Below are 20,465 nucleotides of genomic sequence, written 5' to 3' on the forward strand. Positions count from 1 at the left end.
ACCCTGCTGGGGGGAGCGGGTAATGACTTTCTCGACGGTGGCGCGGGCAACGACGTGCTGGATGGCGGTGCCGGCAACGACACCCTGAGTGGCGGGACCGGCAACAACACCTACCTGTTCGGTCGTGGCGACGGCCAGGATCTGGTGACGATCAGCTACGACACCACGGTCAACAAGCTCAATACCTTGCAGTTCAAGGCGGGTGTGGCCCCAAGCGATGTGGTGCTTCGGCAAGTCTATGACAGCCAGACGGGTGTCAGTAACGGCGCGCTGGAGCTGAGCATCGCCGGTACCACCGACAAGATCACGATCAGTGGTTTCTTCTACCAGGGTAATTCGTCGAATCCTTACAACCCGGTACAGCAGGTGCAATTTGCCGATGGCACCGTATGGAATTTGTCTAATGTCGTCAATATTGCTCTTGCCGGCGACGGTAGCTTGATATCTACCGATGCGGACGACGGCAAAGGTAACCGCATCACGCGTTACTACACCCTTGGCGTCGAGACTGGGGATCACTGGACTGCCAGCGATGGTTCTTATGGCAGCGATACGTTTAACGCTGATGGTCACTCGCAAGTTCAGGTTTTCGATGCCAATGGTACCCATACACTGGATCGCCCCAATAGTCAGGCGACCTTAACCACCGGCAGCGGTGGCGATACGTATGCGGTTGCGCGCGGTGCCGGAGCGGATCTAATCAACGACCAGGTCGTCGCGGGTAGTACGGATCGTCTTCAATACGCGGCGGATATCAAGGCCGATCAGCTCTGGTTCCAACACAACGGCAATGATCTGGTGATCAACGTTATGGGTACCTCGGATACCGAAACGATCACGAACTGGTATGTCGCACCGACGAATCAAGTGGGGCAAATCCAGGCAGGCGATGGCAAGGTATTACTCGCGAGCCAAGTCGATAACCTGGTCAGTGCGATGGCGGCTTTCGCGCCACCGAGCGCGGGGCAGACCAGCTTATCGGCCCTGAGCGCGAACGAACAAGCGGCCTTGGCCCCTGTGCTCGCCGCTAACTGGCATTGAACTCAATAATCTAACTAGCTTGGCTAAAAACACCACCGCCTCATTAATCTGAAGCGGTGGTGTTTAAATAAAAACGGAGTACTTCATGGAAGGCGACAACCCCAGCGCCGCGGATGACAGGGACGGCGGGAATAGCACGCCTTTACCGCCCACTGAGTCTGAGACACCACCACCCAAGTCGATCGATACCGGTTTGGCCTGTTTGGTGATGCTGGCCCGTTATCACAATGTTGCAGCAGAGCCCGAGCAACTGGCCCACGAGTTTCAGCTCGATGAGCATCCGTTCGGCAAGTCCGATATTTTGCTGGCTGCGAAAAAGCTGCAGCTCAAGGCGAAACCGGTGCGCACCGACAGTTCGCGTTTAATGCGTACGCCGCTGCCGGCGATCGCCATCGATGTCGATGGGCAGTTTTTTATTATCGCGCGCGCGGAAGCCGATAAAGTCCTGATTCACGATCCGCGTGTGCAGCGTCCGCAACAACTCTCTATTGAGGAGTTAAATGCACGCTGGAGCGGCGAGCTGATATTATTCACGTCACGCGCATTGATGGCGGGTGAGCTGTCGAAATTCGATTTCACCTGGTTTATTCCCTCCGTTGTCAAATACCGTAAGTTGCTCAGCGAGATTTTGCTCGTCTCCTTCGGGCTACAATTGTTCGGCTTGGTCACACCGCTCTTTTTCCAGGTAGTGATGGACAAGGTGCTGGTTCACCGTGGCTTTTCTACACTTGACGTTATTGCAGTGGGCCTGCTCGTAGTGTCGCTGTTCGAATCCGTCTTGAGTGGACTGCGCACGTATGTGTTTGCACATACTACCAGCCGTATCGATGTGGAATTGGGGGCGCGTTTATTTCGGCATTTGCTGGAGTTGCCGTTAGCGTATTTTCAATCACGACGGGTCGGTGATTCGGTCGCACGTGTACGCGAGCTGGAAAATATTCGCAGCTTTCTCACCGGCAACACGCTGACGCTAATCCTTGATGTATTTTTCTCGGTCGTGTTTATCGCCGTGATGCTGTTCTATAGCGGCTGGCTCACATTGATTGTATTGATCTCAATGCCGCTGTACGTGCTGGTTTCTGTTGGCATCACGCCGTTATTGCGCGCGCGCCTAAATGAAAAATTTAACCGCGGTGCCGAGAATCAATCGTTTCTGGTCGAAACCATTTCCGCCATCGACACCGTTAAATCGATGGCAGTAGAGCCGCAAATGATCCGGCGCTGGGACAATCAGATGGCCGCGTACATTGCCGCGGGCTTCAGAACGGCGAGCCTCGGCACCATTGCACGTGAAGCCGTGGGCGTCATTGGCAAATTAGTAACGGTGGCCACGCTGTGGTTGGGTGCGCAGTTGGTCATCGGCGGCGATCTCACCGTTGGTCAATTGATAGCATTTAATATGCTGGCAGGGCGTGTGGCGCAGCCGATTATGCGTCTGGCACAATTGTGGACGGACTTTCAGCAAATCGGTATTTCGGTGCAGCGCCTCGGAGATATTCTCAATACGCGCTCCGAACTCGCGAACAGCAATCGCAGCGCCCTGCCTGTACTGAAAGGCCTTATCGAATTCGACAAGGTAAGTTTTCGGTACCGGCCCGATGGCTCGGAAATTCTGCGCGATGTTTCCCTGGTGATTAATCCCGGCGAATCGATCGGTATTGTTGGGCGTTCGGGGTCTGGTAAAAGCACGTTAACGCGTCTGTTGCAGCGGCTGTATGTGCCCGAACGCGGACGTGTGTTGGTCGATGGCATGGACCTCGCACTCGCCGACCCTTCATCGCTGCGCCGACAAATCGGCGTCGTACTGCAGGAAAACATTTTGTTCAATCGCAGCATACGCGAAAACATTGCGTTGGCTGATCCGGGCGCCCCACTCGATGCCGTCATTCATGCTGCAAAGCTAGCCGGTGCGCACGAATTTATTTTAGAACTTCCCGAAGGCTACGACACCATGGTCGGCGAGCACGGTGCAAGCTTATCCGGCGGCCAACGTCAGCGCGTAGCCATTGCTCGCGCCTTAATCACCAACCCGCGCATTTTGATTTTTGATGAAGCGACCAGTGCACTCGATTACGAATCCGAGCGGATTATTCAAAATAATATGCAAGCCATTTGCCAAGGCCGCACCGTGATCATCATCGCGCATCGGCTATCGGCCGTTCGCCACACCCACCGTATTGTCGTACTCGATCGTGGCCAGATCGTTGAGCAAGGCACACACTCCGAATTGGCAACACACCAAGCCGGGCACTACGCGCGCTTACTGCGAATGCAGCAAGGTTAAGGAGTTTTAAACGAAATGAGTCCGCGCTGGGATGCTACACGCGAATTACTGAAACGCTATGCCGTACATTTTGGTTACGCTTGGGCGCGCCGAGCGGAAATGGATCCTCCACCACGTCTGTCGCACGAACTACAATTTCTGCCGTCAGCTTTGTCGTTACAAGAAACGCCGGTGCATCCAGCACCGCGCGTTGCTATGCGATTAATCATTACCTTCGCGGCGCTCGCGTTAATTTGGTCAGTTGTCGGCAAGGTTGATATCGTCGCCACTGCCAGTGGCAAGATTATTCCGAACGCGCACACTAAAGTCATTCAGCCGCTGGAAACGGCTATTGTAAAAGCTATTTATGTCAACGACGGACAGAAAGTCAAAGCTGGTGATGTGTTAATTGAACTGGATGCCACCACGGCGCAAGCTGACACTGATCGTACTCATATTGATTGGCAGCAAACCCAACTTGATGCGGCACGAGCACGAGCTATACTAGAGGCGTTAACGCACAACAATACTGCTCCAGTTATGAGCGATCCACTCAATGGGGCCGAATTGGAAAAATATGCAGCCGCGCAGCGCATGGCTGCCGGGCAATACGCGGAATACCGCACCAAGTGGCAACAGCTCAGCGCGGAGTTAACCCAACACGAATCCGAGCGTGCCGCGATACTCGAAAACGAACACAAACTGGAAGCAACGCTGCCGATTGCCACTCAGCGCGAAAAAGATTTCAAAGACTTGCTCGAAAAAAGCTATGTAGCGCGGCACGACTATTTAGATAAAGAGCAGGCGCGCATCGAAATGGAACGCGATCTTGCTTCAGCCAAAGCCAAACTTAAGGAACTTGATGCAGTCATCCTGACCACCCAGCGCCAAAAAGAAGCATTGACAGCTGAAACGCAGCGAACACAACTCGACCAACTGCACGATGCCGAACAGAAAATGGGGGACTACAAACAGGAATACATTAAAGCCAACAATCATCGCGATTCGATGACGCTGACAGCACCGGTCGATGGCACTGTGCAACAACTCGCCATTCATACGATTGGCGGCGTGGTAACCCCTGCGCAGCAATTGATGGCTGTCGTGCCGTTAGACAACGCATTGGATGTTGAAGCATTTGTGCAAAACAAAGACATCGGTTTTGTGAACGAAGGACAAGACGCACAGATCAAAATCGAAACGTTTCCGTTCACCAAATACGGCACGATTCATGGCACCGTACTGCGGGTTTCCAATGACGCGGTGCAGGAAGACCCCAAGCAAACGCAAACCAACGACAGCAAAACCAATAGCGCAGACAACCGCGATAAACCTTCTGGTCTCGTGTACTCCGCGCGCGTGCAGATGGCCACAAACACAATGGATGTCGATGGCAAAACCATCAACCTGACCCCAGGCATGGCGGTGACAGTGGAAATCAAAACCGGCAGGCGCCGCTTGATCGAGTACTTCTTGAGTCCACTGATGCAATACAAGGATGAGAGCTTAAGGGAGCGGTAATCAGTCCGCGCCTAGGAAACTTGTGCGGTTGCCATGGGCCCAGTTACGTCGCGCGCTCAGTGATGCGGCAGCAGCGTGGTGATTTCACTCGCTCTCTGCGTCGGCAGCTGCGTTAGCGCCTCATTGAGATACGCCTACGGGTCATGCCCATTCATGCGCGCCGACTGGATCCAGCTCATGATCGCCGCCGCTCGCTTGCCGCAGCGTAAAGAGCGGCTTCGCCCTGGTGTAGAGCCATCTGCTCGGCGCGCTCCTTGAATGTGGTCGGGTCGAGCCGTTTTTATCCGGGCTGGGCGGTGAAAAACATCGTTGTCTGACTCTTTAGCTGCATAAAATAGAGCCTTTTGTTCATAAGAGTAGTTGACCCATTTATGCTAACCATCCATAAGTATCAGTGACTAGTCATTCGGTCAGGGATTTTTGAAAATCTTGCCGGAGGTCACGGTTTCTACCTGTATGCTTTCAGGGGGCGAAGACTTTTCCCCCATAAAGCGGGGGTAGACCAACGGCCTTCAGTAGGGAGTTGCGCCCAGTGTTACAGTACTGGACCCCGTTGAGGAGAGTGACGCGCTGCGGGCATCTGAGGGCGGTATGGCTAGCGTTCATAAGAGGTTGATCTTTACCTGTCGCCACGTTTAGCCCTCCCCAATTCAACCCGATACCTCCATCCGGTGCTTTTAGATAGTCTGCACACTTCCAGTAAAGTGTCTGCGGCATTTTGGTTTTATAATTCTTGAGGGCTAAAGGCTTGCCAGTGGTCGCGCTGAAAGCCAGCTGGTAGTAGAGGTTCCAGTCGATACACCGCAAAATCTCATAATTCTCCGTATGTTTTTCATTGGCCACTATATAAACCTTGAATGCCATCAATCGGCTGAACGTCCTCAAACTCATTGCTCTACCAGTAGTAGGATCTGTGGTCATTATTTTTGCGCCGGGGGCGTCATCAAGATAGGGGTCTTTACCATTACAGGTTTTTATGAGGGTCATGGGTTCCAATTTGTTACCGTTAAGAGGGTTCATATACTCCTTGAAAACCAAGTTTGTGCCGATCGCAACCCCCTCATCGTAGGGAGCGTTATAGCCAAGCATGATGTCTAGTGCTGGCAAATTCATGGTCTGAGCGGATATCGTCACATCGTGATATTCAATTTGTATGTCGTCGCGCAGCACATTTTGTACGAAACCAACCCTCCAGTTGTGAAATCGTTCATCATTATGCACTCTGATTGTGGCCTCCATGAGCAAGTTTGGCGATGTGATCGTGATATGCTCATAACCCGTGTTGGCCACTTCAGAATGCTTAGTTCCGGCATATAGCTCTTCGTTGTAAGCGTGCTTAAAACGCTCAACCGTTATCGGCTTCGAACAGGTGCAGGAAAGGGCTATTAGGCTGTTCTCAAACATGTTTTTTCCTCCATTGGATAGGGTGTGATTCCTTTCGAACGGGCAAGGAGCAGTACTGGCAGTGCGATCATTCAAGTACACAAGGGTAGATCATTCTCAATCATCGGACTGAGTGGGTTCAGACATGACCTATCGCCACAAGGTGCCCGCTCGCATAACTATTGGCACGATCTGTGAGCGCGTCGACCTTTTCCTCATTGGATTGATATCCAAAATGAGCGTCTCACAGCGTGCGCCTGTTTTTTCCCTTTGATGAGACGCTTTTACTGACAGAAAGCCCAGAGGAAAAGAACTACAAATTTAACGCGCCACTACGGAATGGATCCGATGGCGAGCACGATGGTGCTCATAAGCCGCGGACGCGGATTCGGATCTCGCAGGAGGAAAGTTCGGTGGGGTCGGTGGGGATGCTGAGTCAGTCCTGCCACAAGGCGAAGTAGAAGGGCGGTCGGCTCTGTGGGCGATCGCTACAACAGGGAGAAAGCACAAATGGATTTGAGCGCTGATGACATGCTTGATGACACCTGCACGGTGCTGTTCAAGCTCAGCAGAGAGTTGTTGGAGAGCCGTGGTTTTCTGTACGAGCTGGCTTGCCGCCTGGAAGGGTGGGCAGGGGTTGAGGTACTGCGTGTTCAGCTCGAGGGATACAGCTATGAGTCTCAACCCGATCTTGAGGACTTGGCGGAGGCTCTCGAGGTCGTTGAGGGACGACAAGGAGAGGGCGATGACAGCGCGATTACCTGATCCCGTTGTCGACACCCCGATGATTGTGACGTTGGACGAACTGCGAGCCTATGAATACGACCCCCGGGTGAATCGCAATCCACTGTATGACGAGATACGTGCCTCTATCCTCAGCCGTGGTTTGGACGCACCACCGCCCATAACCCGTCGGCCAGGAGAGGCGCACTTCATCATCCGCAACGGCGGCAATACGCGGCTGGCGATTCTCAATGACCTCTGGCGGGAAACCCGAGACGAGCGGTTCTTTCGTATTCACTGCCTGTTTCGTCCTTGGCCGGCTCGCGGGGAAATCGTCGCGCTGGCAGGGCACTTGACGGAGAGCGACCTGCACGGTGGGCTGACCTTTATCGAGCGGGCGTTGGGTGTGGAGCGGCTGAAGGCGTTCTATGAACAGGAGCTGGAGGCGCAGCTTTCCCAGCGTGAGTTGGCCAAGCGCCTCATGGCTGATGGTTACCCAGTTTCGCAGTCCCACATCAGCAAGATGCAGGACACGGTGCGCTATTTGCTGCCGGCCATTCCCAATACGTTGTACGCAGGCTTGGGTAAGCCCCAGATCGAAAAGCTGACCGCACTGCGCCGCTCGAGTGAAAGAGCCTGGTTGAAGCACGCGGGGGCAGCAGTTCAAGCAAGGGATCACGGTCCTCTGTTCCAGGAGACCCTCGCTCTGTTTGACCAGGGAGACTTCAGCTTCGAGCGTTTTCAGGATGAGTTGCTGCACAAGCTGGCGCAATTGCTGGGGCAGGATTACAACGCGCTGAAACTGGACCTCCTCGAGCCAGAGCGCCAGGTGCTGCAGCAGCATGCTCTGGGGTTCACGCTGACGTCTCCATCGTTATCGCCGCCGTTGATGGCCGGGCAGATAGGGCAGGCCACTGACCAAGCGTCCAGGCCGTCAGAGGTGCCGGCGTCGAGCAACCCTGTGATGGATGGCGAGGCGGTTCCGCCTGTGCGTTTGGGCGAGCTGGAGCTCTCTGATGGGCTGCCGTTCACGCTTGCGGCAGATGAGCCGCCGACAGGCCTCCAGGGCCATATAGACTCGACCACACCGCAACATATGCCCTTCACTGATGTAATTGATTCGCTGCAGGTCAGTGATGAGGGTGACGCGATACCTGGTGTCGCGTCGATGCTCCAACCGTTCGTTGCCGTGCAGGTGGATGAACCCAATGGAGTGGTGGATTGTGACGACCTCGAAGGTGCTGTCGATGATCCTGAGGGTTTGCGCCAAGTGATTTTTGGTTTGGTGCGGGACATTGCCGATGAGGTGGCGCTGGCACCTGAATTTTTCTGCGCGAGGGATCAGGGGCTTGGTTATCAGTGCATCCATCCTGTGAGCTGGGGCACTGATTCGTTCACTGTTACGCCTGAGGGACTCACACCTCGGGCGCACATTCTCCTCAATCTCTTGGCGGGATTGAGCGACGGTTGTGGACTGGCCTCAGGGCCAGGACCACTCAGGGGCAACGCTCACCTGGCGTTGCCCTTTGAAATGCCCAGTGACCGATTTGCGGTCAAGCTTGGGCAATTACTACTGGGCGGTTCGCCGCTCGACGATCAGCCGGCATCGAGACTGGAGCGTCTCAGCGATGCCGCTCTGATCAAGCTGTTCCGGGTCATACGTTTGGCTCGGCGTCTTATTGAACGACAGGAAGATCGGCCTGTGAGTCAGGTCATTTGATAACCATGGAACGGTGGAGGTACATGTGCTCCCTTTGAATCTAGCAGTCGCCTTTCAAGTTTTGGACAACATCAAAAATGGCCAACTACGTAGCTGTCTGGCCATGGGGTTTGAAGAGAAGGACCTACAAACCCTGATTGATCCGCAGAGCATGGTGGCCTTGGTGAACTCACCGGTCCCCTGGTTTAAGGTTGTCGTGGATGGCACCATCGTCCACCGGTTGTTGGCCCATGCCAGAAATATGAATGAGGAGGAGATTATTCGGCGCGCGATCAGCTTGGGCGCGAGCGGGACCATGATCACTGAGCTCTTTGGTTTGCCACCTAAGGAGATCGCCGTTCGGCGTGACATTCTGGGGATTCCCAGTCGTAAGGGGCGCCCTCCGAAAATCGGCCCTGAGCAGGAAGCCATTCTCTGGGAGCATTGGGTCAAGCTCACGAAGGAGCAGGGCACTAACCTACGGGACATGCGCTCCGTTCTCGAGGTGGCCATGCTGATGACAGAGCGCGAGCCAACGCAGAACCTGGCAATGGTTTGGAGCATTATCCAGGACTGGATCGCACAAGATCTGGTGTGATCGCCTGCGGATCTTTCCACCGCTTCACTTTCGGGGGCCGCAGTGGGTCCCCGTTTAAGCTGGTAAGTAGGGGGCTGAGCAACTGAGAGGGGAATTCCTCAGGTGATTCCACTGGAATCATGCTGGCAGGGCGCTACCTCATTTTCAGACGGCTCAGCAGGTGGCTTGCATGCGCCATCCCTGTGTTTGTCAGCGTTTTTCTCGGTTTTTACCCGCTAAAACGGATTGTCCGCAAACCTGTTTGTTGACTGACGCCCGGCTTGTTCCTGATGACACTGATGTCTCGACCTCAATCTATCAGGAGCTTTTCATGTCCAATCCATTTCCATTCACTCTCGGTCCGTTGCGCAGTTCCATGGAGCTGACGCTTCACACTCATTACGCGGCTCGTATTTGGCAGGGCAGACCGGCTGGCGAAGAGAAGAGCGGCATCATCAGCCTCAACGGTTTCGTCAGCTTGATGAACAAGATCATGCGTGGGGCCGAGCAGGATGACCCATACGCCGACTTCTGGATGATCCGTATCCACGAGAAGCTCGAGCACTCGAAAGATGCATTTACGCTGATTCGAGATCGGCTGGATGAGCGGATGGGGAGTCTGCCCACTGCGATCCGTGTGGGTGAAAATTTCAATGTTCACCCTGTCACGTTGCCGCTCTACATCAACACCCAGTTGGGCTTCTTGGCGGTGTATCTGCTGATCGACTACGACAATATCGTTCGCCGGTTGCTGTTGGCTCACCGCACCGCCTTGATGGGGCGTCGAGAAATGGAGCGCTGGATTAATGCAGGCGGGCATGTATTGCGTAGCCTGTTTGGCTTGGCTCAACAGTTCAAGCTTTCTGGGACGACCCGTGAAGACTTCATCGCTAACAATGCCGTAGCACGTGAGGCGAGAGAGCGGTTTGGGGAGTTGCCGACGGATGTGCTGGAGGGCACTCGGCGTTGTGAGTTCGCGCCTGCGATCATTCGGCGCCGGGTGAATGATGAGGGGCGGCTGGAGGTAGTTGAAGCAGGGGTTGAGGACGGGGCCGAGGTTGAGGGCACAGCGGGCGAGAGTCGGGTGAATTCGAGCGTAGGTTCGGCAGACGAAGTGATGGGCTCCGAGCGCTTGGGAGGGTAATGCCATGTCTGTTTCAGGAGACACTTTGGATGGCTCTCGCCCAATGGAGCCGGGGGCTGGGGAAAAACACACTGCCTTCCAGCCGCTGCAACACACTGCCTTCCAGGCATTGGAACACACCGCCTTCCCCAAAAGGTTGTTAAGGCCTTTTAAGGGTAAGGGGGAGCTACTCGAACTCGGGGACGAGTACAGCCAACTGACGAACAGCCTGATCGAGTTAGCCATTCAGGGCGTATTGGCCCAGGCGGAGCGTTACCCATTCACGTTGTTACCCATTCGATTGACGAGACAGTCCACCGGAGCAGGCACGGTGTTCTTGCGTTGGAGCCGGGTGGATCGCAGCAAGATGGGCGTGGACCTGTGGGCGGAGCTGATTCGCGATGAGCGCACATCCATCAACCTGGTACCCGATCTCTATGAGTTGGAGCTCCAGCGGATCGTGATCAACATGCAGATCAGCCTGACCCACAGCATCAGTCGCCAGGCGTTCCTGTGCGCTTGCAAGGTGGAGGTGGCCGACCAGGTTTACCGTCAGCGAATGGATCAACACATCAGCCGTGACACGGAGGGGAACTGACCATGTCTACCCATTTTTGGGGCGAGGGCAACATCGGCACGAAGCCTGAGTTCAAGGAGATCCCCAACGGTAACAACGAGCCTTACCGGTTGCTTCGGCTGAACGTGTACTTCGATAATCCGATTCCGAAAAGCGATGGCGAATACGAGGACCGAGGTGGGTACTGGGCAGGTGTTGAGGTCTGGCACAAGGACGCCGAACGTTACTCAGAGCTCTATCGCAAGGGGATGCGAGTGCTGGTCATAGGGCGAATGCTCATGGACAAGTGGGAGGATGATAAAGGCGTCGAATGCCGGGCGATGAAGGTTCAGGCCAGTCGCGTGGGGATATTGCCGCATCGTGTCGAGATCGTTGTCATGGCGGCTCAGGAGCGCTCTGTGCCGGCCCCTGAGGCTGATGAGCCGGAATGAAGGGGAGGGCGTTGAGTTGGAGGGCAGCGGTTCCTGGGAGGGGCTGCTGTCACTCTTGAGTTACTCCATACCGGTTATCAGTGCACTGAGACGTCAACCGGGTAGGCGGACTGCAGGCACTTCATCAATGTACTCATCCCCATCGATCCAATCGCGGTAGCCCCGTCCACGGGCAGGGCCGTAAGGATGTGCTCTGGATTTTCTTGGGGGGCTGTCTATATTTTCTTTTCCCATTAACTGTGCAGGCTGTTAGGTGTGAAAATTACTCTTGATGATGCGGAGTTGTTGCAGAAAATCAAACTTGCAGACGCTGTGATAGCTGTGGTTAAGGCAGTGTTGGGCAATACGCCGTTGAATCAGCGCAAGGAGATTGAAAGATTAGATGTGGATGTGTTGGGGGATTTGAACTCCTATACGAGAATCGGGATCGCAAAGCAGTACTTTCTCGAGATTGGTGATAAGAAAAGGCAGCTCAGTCAGGAGTTGCAAGAGAAACATAAGGCTCGATTTGATAATAACTATATTCGGGGTGGGTATTCCAACAAAATAGTCAATCATAGGCCAAAGGTGGTGGTGGCTTCTTTACACGAAGAGGAGCGAGGTGTTTGCCAAGACTATGCATCGTTGGCCTATGCATTGCTGCGAGAGTATCTCCCAGCCTCGGAGAAGGTGAGCTACATATACTCTAAAAGCATTGTTCATTTTTATTGTGCGATTGGCGATTTCGATGTGAGGAATGCCTCTAATAAAATAATCGTCGTTGATCCTTGGTATACAAAAGCTCAGGCTATTTTGTGGCAGCACAGTCACCACAAAGCGCAAAATTTTGGTGGTGCGGTTATCTATTGTAAGCCAGGGAAGGCGAGTCGGGATGTTGCTACTGATCCGCCTAGTACAGAATATGCTGTTAGGTTGATAGCATCTGCTCGGCATAAATTTGAGGAAACCGCGAAATCGTGTCGCCTGAGATTTGATAGGACATTGGAAGGGAGGTTGGGTAAGGGGGAGTATTATGAAGAGGATCCCAGGGCGTTGGATACTCAGGCTTACGCACATGCACTCAATAGAAATAACAGCGCTCAATATGGTAATAATGTTTATACATATAAGGATAACTCGAGGCTTGTCGAGTATGTTGCACCGGATTGAATGTCTTGGTGGGCTCGCTTTAAGGATTTGCTGGCGGGTGTCGGAACATCATGGTGGGAGAGACTGTCCTTGCCAAGGTAGCCGCCGAGCAAGCCGGGGCACTGAAACAGTACGCAATAGACACGGGAAGAGGCTTGAGCTCGTCGTGGCTTACAATCAGCGCGCCATCCTCAGTTCAGTCATAGGGACATGTCATGCGAACGAATCAACTCTTAGGCTCGCTGTGTTTCACCTTTCTGGTCATATCAGGCTGTCAGAGCCCTACGCAAGAAGCGCTTAGGTCACCAGTCCCCATGCGGGCGGCTGCTGTGTCGAACATCGTCACGCTCGATAAGGGCGGCTTCGTGCTGACGTATGACTGCACGAACCACACAGCGTTGCGCTATCAGTATGTGCTGACCGCCGATACCGGTTCGGTGCCGCGTCCTTCGTCGTTTCGCCTGGACCCGGATCTGCCCAGTGGCTGTGGTCAGCAGTCCAGTGCGGCGACTTACTCCAGTGTCAGCGGGTGGGACCGGGGCCACCTCGTGACCTCCAACCACATGGACTACGACGAGACGTACATTCGTCGCGCCAACTACATGACCAACATCGTGCCGCAGGTGGGCACCTTCAACCGCGGTATCTGGAAGCAGGCGGAGGAGGTTGCCGAGTGCTATCGGGACCTGGCGACGGTTCACGTCTACGGCGGTGTGGTCTACAACGATCCGTCGAACGACTACTTCGAGGCCTCCCACGGCATCCGCACGCCTGACTATTTCTGGAAAACCGTCGTCACCACGAACGCGGCCGGGGAGACCCAGGCCATCAGTTGGTACATTCCCAATCAGGCCGGGCTGGGTAATCTGGACACTTACATTCGAAGCATCAATGAGCTCGAAGCAGAGGTCGGGGCTGAGAGCGTGAACATCCCGGTGTCGGCCAGTGTGAAGGCGCAAAAGCCGGCGGCCACTTGGCCGAAACCGAGTGGGTGTGACCTCAGCTAGAGAGGGGGCGGTATGGGGGGAGGGAGTGGATCAGCCGGGAGGTTATTCGGCTCAAATGGCAAACCGCTGGCTATGTCATTTCTGCGCGCGAGCTCTCTCTGTTTTTCATCAGTCTGATAAATGCCCGGACACCTTATGGACTTTCACCATTTAAAACGCCTGATCCATGGGGAGACGGAATATGCGTCTCCTGTTGAGTTTCTCATTGAGGTGCTGGAGGCCTCCGTTGAGCTGGTGTCGATTCCAGAGAATGAGTTCTGCTGGTCATCTTGGGCCGATATGGAAGAAGCAAGAGCAGAGCTGGAGGGCTTGATTCGTTTACTGAAAGGTGGGGCTTTGCCCGAAAGGATAAGCGTTGCTGTTCTGTTTGCACCCACAGGTCCGCTGCAAGAGGTCAGTATGAGCAGTGGATGGGCGAATACCTACCTGAAGGTTGCTGAAAAATACGATGATGCTGAGGCGCTGTTGTGGTGAGTGACGTGTCATCCCGCTGAGCAGCGACTGACTCCTCCCCCGCATCTTGCCAGCGGGTGCGACCGACCACATCTACGGCCAATGACTACTTCACGCCCTGAGGCAGTCAGTCAACCTAAACGGGCTTTTCAACAGAGTCGGTCGGTGACCTGCAGCTTTCGACTCGAACTGGGCATTGGCGGAGATAGTTGTTGAGCGACAGCAGTCGCCAGTTGATGGGCATTGAGCTGCCCGCCGCAGGACAGGCAGCGGGCTTTGGTAGGCTAGCGGTCGCTCACCTGTTGCAGCTTAATCTGGCGCAACTGGTCGGCGATACCAGCGTGAACCTGGGCGACCGGGTGCACGGCCCCGGACATCCAATCGGTTGTGATCAGGCCTCTGGCGTTGAATACCGCCTGGGTCATGACCGCATCGTTGCTGGTGCGCAAGCCGCGCAGTCGGCTGTCAGTATAGGGCTCCCATTCTTGCACGTGCGCCAGTGGCATACCGGAGGTATCTTTCCACCCGACTATGGTCGGGTCTAGAGCAAAGAGGCGTTTGGCGTCTTCTGCCTCTTTAACCTGCTGCAAACCCTTGGCACTGAGGAAAAAATCGTCGTATGTCCATGCAAATCGATCCGGAATAGGACATCCCCCCTGCTGGACGCAGGCTGGGGCCACCGAGCACATAGAACGTAGCCCGTCTTTGGAGGCAAAGCCCGCCTGGCTCTCTAGAGTCAACCAGCCCATCTTGTTGATGGCTTTACGCTGGGCTTTTTGCAATGGGCCGATGAACTGCTCCTTAACTAGTAGGCCATCCGTTTTATCGATCTGGAAGATGAAGTTCTTCGCGTGACGGCGGAGGAAGGGGATCTGCTCCGTCTCGACCATAAACATCTGAGTCAGCGCCACATTGCCGACCGAGAGTCGGTTGGTGCAGTTTTCCGTAATTGTGTCAGGTAGAGGATCCGGGTAGACCAGCATAGTGACCCGGGTGGGCGGCACATGAAGGACGTGCTGCAACGACCAGTCGAGATCTTGGTACATTGGCAATGCTTGCTTGGTAGCCATGCGACCAGCTACGGCGGGATCAATCACCTCAATTCGACTGGATTCCCGGAGCATCTCCAAGGCGAACTCGCGCACACTGTTGAATACCCCGCGCGTGGCTGTGGAAGGCACCAGGGCCCACTTGACCACGGAAGAGAAGCCAAAGTCGTTGCCACCAAAGGCCAGAAGCACTTCATCAACCGGTTGAAGGTCGTCAGCGCAACGCTGGTAGGTGAATTCGCCGTAGTAGGGACTCTTGCGTAGCCCGGCCTCTTCTGGCCGCATCTGTTTGCGCTCCTCACCTTTTGGCGCACTGGGGCACAGCAGGTCGAGTGCAGCATTCAGTTGTGAGCGGTTGAGGCGCGGCGCTGGGAAGGGCGAGAGAATGTTGCCGCCATCACGCGCCGGGGTGTTGCGCACTCGTGTGACGTTGCCGAAGCCAGGCGGGTTTAGCTGGGCGCGGAAGAAGCCGTCGTACAATTCTGCTCCGGAGCAGGCAAAGGAGGCGAAGCGCACTACCCGATGAGGATCACTCATGGCCAATTCCAACGCGTAAAGTGACTGCCAGGACAGGAACGAGCGGTGGCAGGTTTCATCCCACCATTGGGCCGAGGTGCTATAGCGATAGTTGCCATAGTGCTTCATGAGAAACCAGTCGCGGGAGACCACCGATGTGTAACCCGCTTGGTTTCCCAGTTTGGCCGCATGATCCGGATTGCCCTCTCCAGCGGCAAAGGAGTCGCCCAGGGCCAGGATAGTGTGGCCGTTGATGCGCTCGGACGTGAGAGGCTTCTCCGCCGGGCCGTCGTGTTCGACGCGGATGCTAAATTCGACGTTTTCCGGTAATGGGCGGGAGCGCACCACGCGTTTACAGGGCACGTCTCGTGCAACAGGTACCTCGTTTACGTACCACGTACAACGACTGGCACTGTCAGTCGTCAGCCACAAGAGGATTTCATGCTGGCCATTGAACAGCCGGGCTTTGTCATACTGGCCGGTGAGGTTGTTCCAAATGGTGGAATTGACCGGCAGCAGGTCACGTAGTCGCTGTGCATCCTGTCCGGCCATAAACTGCTCTGCCGTGGCCCCTGCCGGCCAAGCGGCCTTCAGCCGCTGGAAGTCTGCTTCATTTCTGAACTGGGGAAACCCGTTGGCCACCTCCCACTTAATGTCGGCCAAGCTGGTTGTTGCCCAGGCCATCACGAGAGCTCCCATAATCGCACGCATACATCCTCCTTGAAGACGGTTGAGCACTGGTCATGCGCAATTACCAGTGTGTCTTGATCATGGCAATCCGCCAGTGTCGCGGCCTTACAATATCGACCGTTCGTCCTTAAAAATTTCCCGCAGGTCAATAAGCATCAAGTATTGCGTCCGGTTCTGGCTGGTTGCTGCCGGTGGCCAGACCTGCGCTGGGGGAAACTCCTATACAGCGTCGAGCTGATTCATCCCTAGGAGCGTTCGGCGCTCGCGATCCAGCTCATTTTCGGCGTCCGCGTGTATCCTGCGCGCCGACGCTTGCCCAGGAAGGCCGGCCCTGCCGGTCAAACCGAACTATCCCCGACAGGAGTTGGAAAGAGAGATGACTAAAGAAATTGAGCAGCAGCTCGAACGCATCCATCACGAGCTGAGCGGTTCCGAAAGGGACCTGTTCAGTAAATCCCCGAGGTCGTTGAAGTACTACGTGCAGGATATCCAGCGCAGATTGTCCGATTGGCTGAGCGAGCGCCGCGACCAACAGGACAAACAGCGCCATGACTTGCTCCGCGCTATGGTGGTGATTGGCGTAATCGGAGTCGTGCTGGCCATTGCGCGTTCTGCTGCCAGTGACATGGCGTGGGTGCGCGAACATACCCTGGCATTTCGGCTGTGGGGTGTGAGCTTGTGTCTGATTTTCGTCGGCGTGCTGGTGGAGCGCTCGTCAGTGGTGAGGTCGTTGTGGAGTTTCGCCGTCACCAAGTTCTTGCTGTCGCTGATCCTCTCTGGGGTGGTGTTCTATGCGCGCGGCAGAGCGGCGGGGTACATCAATGGGGTCTTCCATGTGGACGCCTCCGCCTTGCCCATCACCCTAGTCCTGACCACTGGCCTTGTGCTGTTCAAACTGTTGGTACCTTTCGCGCTGACCATCGCGGCGCTGATACTGGCGCTGCACGCCTTGCTCATCATTAGTTGGGTCAAACATTATCGCGTGGGGAAAACGAGTGGAGATTTCCCGTGGTTCTCAATGCTGTGTAGTGCGGTGGCGGGTGTGATTCTGTTTTTCGGTTGGAGTTGGCCCAGCGATCAGTTGAGCGATACGCGCATTCCGGAGAAGGTCTACCTGATCGCAGAAGCGCTGGATTTCAACCAAAGACATGAATGCGCGAATGTCGATCCCGAGCGTCCTGTGGTTTTTCTCGGTGCTGGCCAGGAGTCCGTGCTGGTGGCGCCGTACCGCTTGGAGGACTTCGACTTTGCCACTTTCTTCGAGACCAGGGTGACGGTGCCGACCCTTTTCGTACGAGAGAAATGCGAGTACAAGCCACTGCCGACCCCGGATCCATTGAGCGGCTATTGAAAGTCGGTCTCCAATTGGCTTTCTCTGGCTGGCGAATACGGTGATGATATAGCCCTGGCCTTAGCCACACTGTAGATCTTCAGGGTTCATGCGGGCCGGCGCAGACTTCGGCAGCTGCTACAGCGCGGGCCTTTCGATTGTCGGTGGTGGCGGAGCGCGCTTCTGGACGAAAACGGACTCGGCCAACGTGCAATCAGCCAACCGCTACTCGCGTTCAACACAAACGCGATACCTGATATGCAGATCAAACTCGTCTTCCGGGTTCTCGTAAGCTTCAAGCTTTTCTAGGAACCCTGTCTGCTCAAGGCTGGCCAGGTCCTCAGGAGTCCATCCAGTAGGGAACTCGCTGGAAAAGTCTTCACCCTGGTGTTCAACCCAGTGATAAACCCCGAAGGGAAGGTAACCGAGCCACTCTGATTTATAGACAATCTTGTCAGATTCGCTGGCGGTGACCACAGCTTCGATCTTGCTTTTAATTGTTTTTTGACGCTCATCCATGGTGCTTCCGATCTCGGTTAATGATTTGCCGGTGGAGCTAGGCGCCACGATATTTATGGCATAGCAGTATTGTCTACGCTTGCTTCTGGCCGATTTCTGCCTGTTATGGCAATCGAAATCAGCCCAGGGTTGTCTGTAATCACAGGTGAGTGCGACTCAATGAGCCCGTGTTGGGTGGTTCATTTTCGAGGCGGGAAGCTATAATCTGTGAGCCTTTCATCCTGGGTTCTCCACTGCAGATATGGACATCAACTCATCGCGCCCAGGATTTTGATTGCGGGCTTGCGATTTTTCGGGAGTTATTAATCTGTGTCATCGACTGGGTTTCGATCTGGCGCACCGGAACGCATTACAGACGATCTTCGCCCAAGTATCGCCATGCCCGACGTTAGATAGTTATCTAGGTCACGGGGGGACTGGTCGGTCGAACGCTTGGTTGGTTTTGGCGTGATCTGCTTCACGGCAATATCGTAATAGTTTTTGTAGGTCGAGGAGTCGTATGGCTTCTCATCAGGCGCAAGCTTTGCCTGCTGCTTCTCCGCTTCTGGAATTAACAAATCCATCGCTTTGTTGACGGTCAGGGCGCACCCCTTGTCGGTAGGGTTCACCAAGTCCCACATCCATAGCCCATACAACCGGCTCCGGTACTGCTTGGTCTCGCTAACTAGAAACGTGCGCTCGTCGTAGTTACGCATGAATAGCGAGTTATCGAACTCCGGGCTACTGACTTTCCCATAGAAACCACAGTTGTCGATGAGTGCATCCTTGAGCGCAGCGCGGAAATCACGCAACACGACATCAATGTGGGTTGGAGTCACGTCAGTAGGAACCGCCAGAACCAGATGTTTTTTGAGTTCTATTCCATTGATGCTGACCTGGTGCTGATTGTGGCCGAAAATTCGAACGTTAGAGGTTGGGGAAATCGCCTGGTATGCGTACTCGCACACAATACCGGCCATCTCCTCGTCACATTCAGCTTCCTTAGTGTGTAGCCAGTAGTGGTCGCGACCCAGTCGCTCAGCCCAAGGGAACACTGAATGCAGACCGAATTTTGATGCTAAATAGTGAACCAACATGGTCTTGCCACTCACCCTGGTGCTCAGCGCGAAAGGGTCGTAATAATCAAAAAAGTTGAACTCGCCCTGGAGCTTACTCACGACGTTGCACCCGTTAGATATGATTTCACTGAGTGAGGCGAGTTGTTCATCAGAAAGGTAACGCAAAACTGGGTAGATGAACCGATCTGGAGCTGGTTCGATCTCACACTCAAGCAGCTCGCGGAACTCGGCCTTTTTTCCCGCGAGCAACAACGCGTGGGCTCGGCGAGAATCCAGCAGGCGCATGCAGCGGGCAGTAGCTGTGATCCTTTGCCCTATGTGAGGGCGGTGCTTACCGGTAGTGAGTGGTGTGTCGGCAAGCACCGTCTCGATCTGCGTGCGGATGTTTCGTAATGCAAGAAAGGCCTCGGGATAATGGAGGGAAAAGCGCCTAACGCAGTACTGATGCGCTAAAATCTGACCGAACTTCTGGATCTGTTGAAATTCAATCAGCTGCTCTTGCGGTAGCACACGCGTTTGATTGGGCACCGCATGATGAATCACGCCTGAAATAGGGCTCATAGCTTCCGTATTGCTCCGTTGTGCTATAAACATGAATTTAATAAAAAGTCAACATCTGGGTCGATGCATGCATTCAGATGCATGCAGGAGGCGTCTGGTTGGTTAGCCTGTGCCCTGAGATCGATCAATGGTGATCGACTCTTCAGGAAGACACCACATGTCATTACGAACAATCGGCGATGTAATATCCAACCCTTTTGGAACAGCACGGCTTCTCGAGGCCCACAGCACCCTCAAACGAACACAAGCCGCCAACATGAGTTACGAACAGATCTGCATCGTGTTCCCCGATGCTGCGAAGTACAGCTCAGCGCAACTAGAGGGCTTCATAATGATCGGTACCGACCTGGGTCGAAGGGCGTGCACGCTTCGATGGGAGCATGTTTAAGCAGAGCGGGGAAGGCGTGCCAGCACCGTCTCCAGCGTGAGGCTGGGGTAGCTCGGGTATTCCTGGTGACTACCCGAGCACCGACAAGGTATTTGTCCGAGACTCGGCTTTCTGCAGACCACGACCAGCAGAAAACGGCCAGCACCGAGCTTTATCGCTAGCGCCTCTAGAACTGGTGCCCACTTGAATTTGAGTGCACACCATGTCTTGGTTTTTCAGGGCTGGGTAGATGACTTTCCGGGACTGAACCCCCAGCAATCATCGTGAGCCCTACTCCCAGATTGAAGCACCTGAGCGCATCGGCTGCTATAGGTGACTTGCAATCAGCAGGTTTAGAGGAGTAGTTCGATGGCGGCTCCGAGAGGGTTTGCTGCCAGCCAAAGGCAGGTATTGCCGTAAAAACAAAGTCACCCAATATTCCTATGTTT

17 protein-coding genes and 1 pseudogene are annotated in these 20,465 nt (G+C 54.7%); 13 read left to right on the forward strand and 5 right to left on the reverse strand.

Annotation, left to right across the window (positions count from 1 at the left end; genetic code table 11):
- From UCMB321_RS28460 to UCMB321_RS28470, 3 genes are all read left to right on the forward strand, one after another.
- A partial coding sequence (locus UCMB321_RS28460) for a calcium-binding protein (RefSeq protein WP_040072028.1) occupies positions 1 to 1,041 on the forward strand: 1,041 nt, incomplete at its 5' end.
- A gap of 85 nt (positions 1,042 to 1,126) precedes the next feature.
- Positions 1,127 to 3,325, forward strand: a complete 2,199-nt coding sequence (locus UCMB321_RS28465; protein ID WP_084615181.1) for a type I secretion system permease/ATPase — start codon at positions 1,127 to 1,129, stop codon at positions 3,323 to 3,325.
- A gap of 15 nt (positions 3,326 to 3,340) precedes the next feature.
- Positions 3,341 to 4,825, forward strand: a complete 1,485-nt coding sequence (locus UCMB321_RS28470; RefSeq protein ID WP_040072029.1) for an HlyD family type I secretion periplasmic adaptor subunit — start codon at positions 3,341 to 3,343, stop codon at positions 4,823 to 4,825.
- Between the two features lie 56 nt (positions 4,826 to 4,881).
- Here the strand turns inward: UCMB321_RS28470 and UCMB321_RS30880 are convergent.
- Together UCMB321_RS30880 and UCMB321_RS28475 are read right to left on the reverse strand one after the other, a co-directional pair.
- Positions 4,882 to 5,037, reverse strand: a pseudogene (locus UCMB321_RS30880) (transposase domain-containing protein); the annotation flags it as partial.
- A gap of 250 nt (positions 5,038 to 5,287) precedes the next feature.
- The gene (locus UCMB321_RS28475; protein ID WP_040072030.1) at positions 5,288 to 6,229 is read right to left on the reverse strand and encodes a hypothetical protein; all 942 of its coding nucleotides are present in this window, start codon (positions 6,227 to 6,229) and stop codon (positions 5,288 to 5,290) included.
- Positions 6,230 to 6,718: 489 nt separating this feature from the next.
- Between UCMB321_RS28475 and UCMB321_RS28480 the strand changes: the two genes are divergently transcribed.
- The 9 genes from UCMB321_RS28480 to UCMB321_RS28520 all read left to right on the forward strand — a co-directional run bounded on the left by UCMB321_RS28480 (position 6,719) and on the right by UCMB321_RS28520 (position 13,947).
- A complete protein-coding gene (locus tag UCMB321_RS28480) occupies positions 6,719 to 6,973 on the forward strand; it encodes a hypothetical protein (protein ID WP_040072031.1) in 255 nt (84 codons plus the stop codon).
- On the forward strand, positions 6,954 to 8,651 hold the full coding sequence (locus tag UCMB321_RS28485; RefSeq protein WP_052451380.1) for a ParB family protein: 1,698 nt from the start codon (positions 6,954 to 6,956) through the stop codon (positions 8,649 to 8,651). Before UCMB321_RS28480 ends, UCMB321_RS28485 begins: the two co-directional genes overlap by 20 nt.
- Before the next feature lie 25 nt (positions 8,652 to 8,676).
- A complete protein-coding gene (locus tag UCMB321_RS28490) occupies positions 8,677 to 9,228 on the forward strand; it encodes a DUF2857 domain-containing protein (protein WP_040072032.1) in 552 nt (183 codons plus the stop codon).
- 310 nt (positions 9,229 to 9,538) lie between these two features.
- Positions 9,539 to 10,351, forward strand: coding sequence for a PFL_4669 family integrating conjugative element protein (locus tag UCMB321_RS28495; RefSeq protein WP_084615182.1), 813 nt, complete (start codon positions 9,539 to 9,541; stop codon positions 10,349 to 10,351).
- A 4-nt stretch (positions 10,352 to 10,355) separates the two neighbouring features.
- The gene (locus UCMB321_RS28500; RefSeq protein ID WP_245220864.1) at positions 10,356 to 10,928 is read left to right on the forward strand and encodes a DUF3158 family protein; all 573 of its coding nucleotides are present in this window, start codon (positions 10,356 to 10,358) and stop codon (positions 10,926 to 10,928) included.
- Positions 10,929 to 10,930: 2 nt separating this feature from the next.
- On the forward strand, positions 10,931 to 11,338 hold the full coding sequence (locus UCMB321_RS28505) for a single-stranded DNA-binding protein (RefSeq protein ID WP_040072034.1): 408 nt from the start codon (positions 10,931 to 10,933) through the stop codon (positions 11,336 to 11,338).
- Positions 11,339 to 11,593: 255 nt separating this feature from the next.
- A complete protein-coding gene (locus tag UCMB321_RS28510; protein ID WP_040072035.1) occupies positions 11,594 to 12,487 on the forward strand; it encodes a hypothetical protein in 894 nt (297 codons plus the stop codon).
- 293 nt (positions 12,488 to 12,780) lie between these two features.
- Entirely contained in the window at positions 12,781 to 13,473 is a 693-nt protein-coding gene (locus UCMB321_RS28515; protein WP_040072036.1) for a DNA/RNA non-specific endonuclease, read from the forward strand.
- A gap of 135 nt (positions 13,474 to 13,608) precedes the next feature.
- Positions 13,609 to 13,947, forward strand: coding sequence for a hypothetical protein (locus tag UCMB321_RS28520; protein WP_040072037.1), 339 nt, complete (start codon positions 13,609 to 13,611; stop codon positions 13,945 to 13,947).
- Between the two features lie 263 nt (positions 13,948 to 14,210).
- On the opposite strand, the gene UCMB321_RS28525 is transcribed toward UCMB321_RS28520, so the two are convergent.
- Positions 14,211 to 16,202: a hypothetical protein gene (locus UCMB321_RS28525; RefSeq protein ID WP_040072039.1), complete on the reverse strand. Its 1,992-nt coding sequence runs from the start codon at positions 16,200 to 16,202 to the stop codon at positions 14,211 to 14,213.
- A gap of 355 nt (positions 16,203 to 16,557) precedes the next feature.
- Between UCMB321_RS28525 and UCMB321_RS28530 the strand changes: the two genes are divergently transcribed.
- Positions 16,558 to 17,532, forward strand: coding sequence for a hypothetical protein (locus UCMB321_RS28530; protein WP_040072040.1), 975 nt, complete (start codon positions 16,558 to 16,560; stop codon positions 17,530 to 17,532).
- 204 nt (positions 17,533 to 17,736) lie between these two features.
- On the opposite strand, the gene UCMB321_RS28535 is transcribed toward UCMB321_RS28530, so the two are convergent.
- Both UCMB321_RS28535 and UCMB321_RS28540 read right to left on the reverse strand, forming a co-directional pair.
- Positions 17,737 to 18,030 (reverse strand): hypothetical protein, encoded by a 294-nt coding sequence (locus UCMB321_RS28535; protein ID WP_040072041.1) that lies wholly within the window; start codon positions 18,028 to 18,030, stop codon positions 17,737 to 17,739.
- A gap of 302 nt (positions 18,031 to 18,332) precedes the next feature.
- Complete coding sequence (locus UCMB321_RS28540) at positions 18,333 to 19,649, reverse strand: hypothetical protein (RefSeq protein ID WP_040072042.1); 1,317 nt, start codon at positions 19,647 to 19,649, stop codon at positions 18,333 to 18,335.
- Positions 19,650 to 20,465 lie beyond the last annotated feature (816 nt).

This window comes from Pseudomonas batumici (assembly GCF_000820515.1).
Taxonomy (GTDB): Bacteria; Pseudomonadota; Gammaproteobacteria; order Pseudomonadales; family Pseudomonadaceae; genus Aquipseudomonas; species Aquipseudomonas batumici.

Coding starts and splice junctions, on each gene's coding strand:
- UCMB321_RS28500 (WP_245220864.1), top strand. CDS start 10,356: ATGTCTGTTTCAGGAGACACTTTGGATGGCTCTCGCCCAATGGAGCCG.
- UCMB321_RS28465 (WP_084615181.1), top strand. CDS start 1,127: ATGGAAGGCGACAACCCCAGCGCCGCGGATGACAGGGACGGCGGGAAT.
- UCMB321_RS28505 (WP_040072034.1), top strand. CDS start 10,931: ATGTCTACCCATTTTTGGGGCGAGGGCAACATCGGCACGAAGCCTGAG.
- UCMB321_RS28480 (WP_040072031.1), top strand. CDS start 6,719: ATGGATTTGAGCGCTGATGACATGCTTGATGACACCTGCACGGTGCTG.
- UCMB321_RS28540 (WP_040072042.1), bottom strand. CDS start 19,649: ATGAGCCCTATTTCAGGCGTGATTCATCATGCGGTGCCCAATCAAACG.
- UCMB321_RS28525 (WP_040072039.1), bottom strand. CDS start 16,202: ATGCGTGCGATTATGGGAGCTCTCGTGATGGCCTGGGCAACAACCAGC.
- UCMB321_RS28495 (WP_084615182.1), top strand. CDS start 9,539: ATGTCCAATCCATTTCCATTCACTCTCGGTCCGTTGCGCAGTTCCATG.
- UCMB321_RS28530 (WP_040072040.1), top strand. CDS start 16,558: ATGACTAAAGAAATTGAGCAGCAGCTCGAACGCATCCATCACGAGCTG.
- UCMB321_RS28470 (WP_040072029.1), top strand. CDS start 3,341: ATGAGTCCGCGCTGGGATGCTACACGCGAATTACTGAAACGCTATGCC.
- UCMB321_RS28520 (WP_040072037.1), top strand. CDS start 13,609: ATGGACTTTCACCATTTAAAACGCCTGATCCATGGGGAGACGGAATAT.
- UCMB321_RS28475 (WP_040072030.1), bottom strand. CDS start 6,229: ATGTTTGAGAACAGCCTAATAGCCCTTTCCTGCACCTGTTCGAAGCCG.
- UCMB321_RS28485 (WP_052451380.1), top strand. CDS start 6,954: ATGACAGCGCGATTACCTGATCCCGTTGTCGACACCCCGATGATTGTG.
- UCMB321_RS28535 (WP_040072041.1), bottom strand. CDS start 18,030: ATGGATGAGCGTCAAAAAACAATTAAAAGCAAGATCGAAGCTGTGGTC.
- UCMB321_RS28515 (WP_040072036.1), top strand. CDS start 12,781: ATGCGGGCGGCTGCTGTGTCGAACATCGTCACGCTCGATAAGGGCGGC.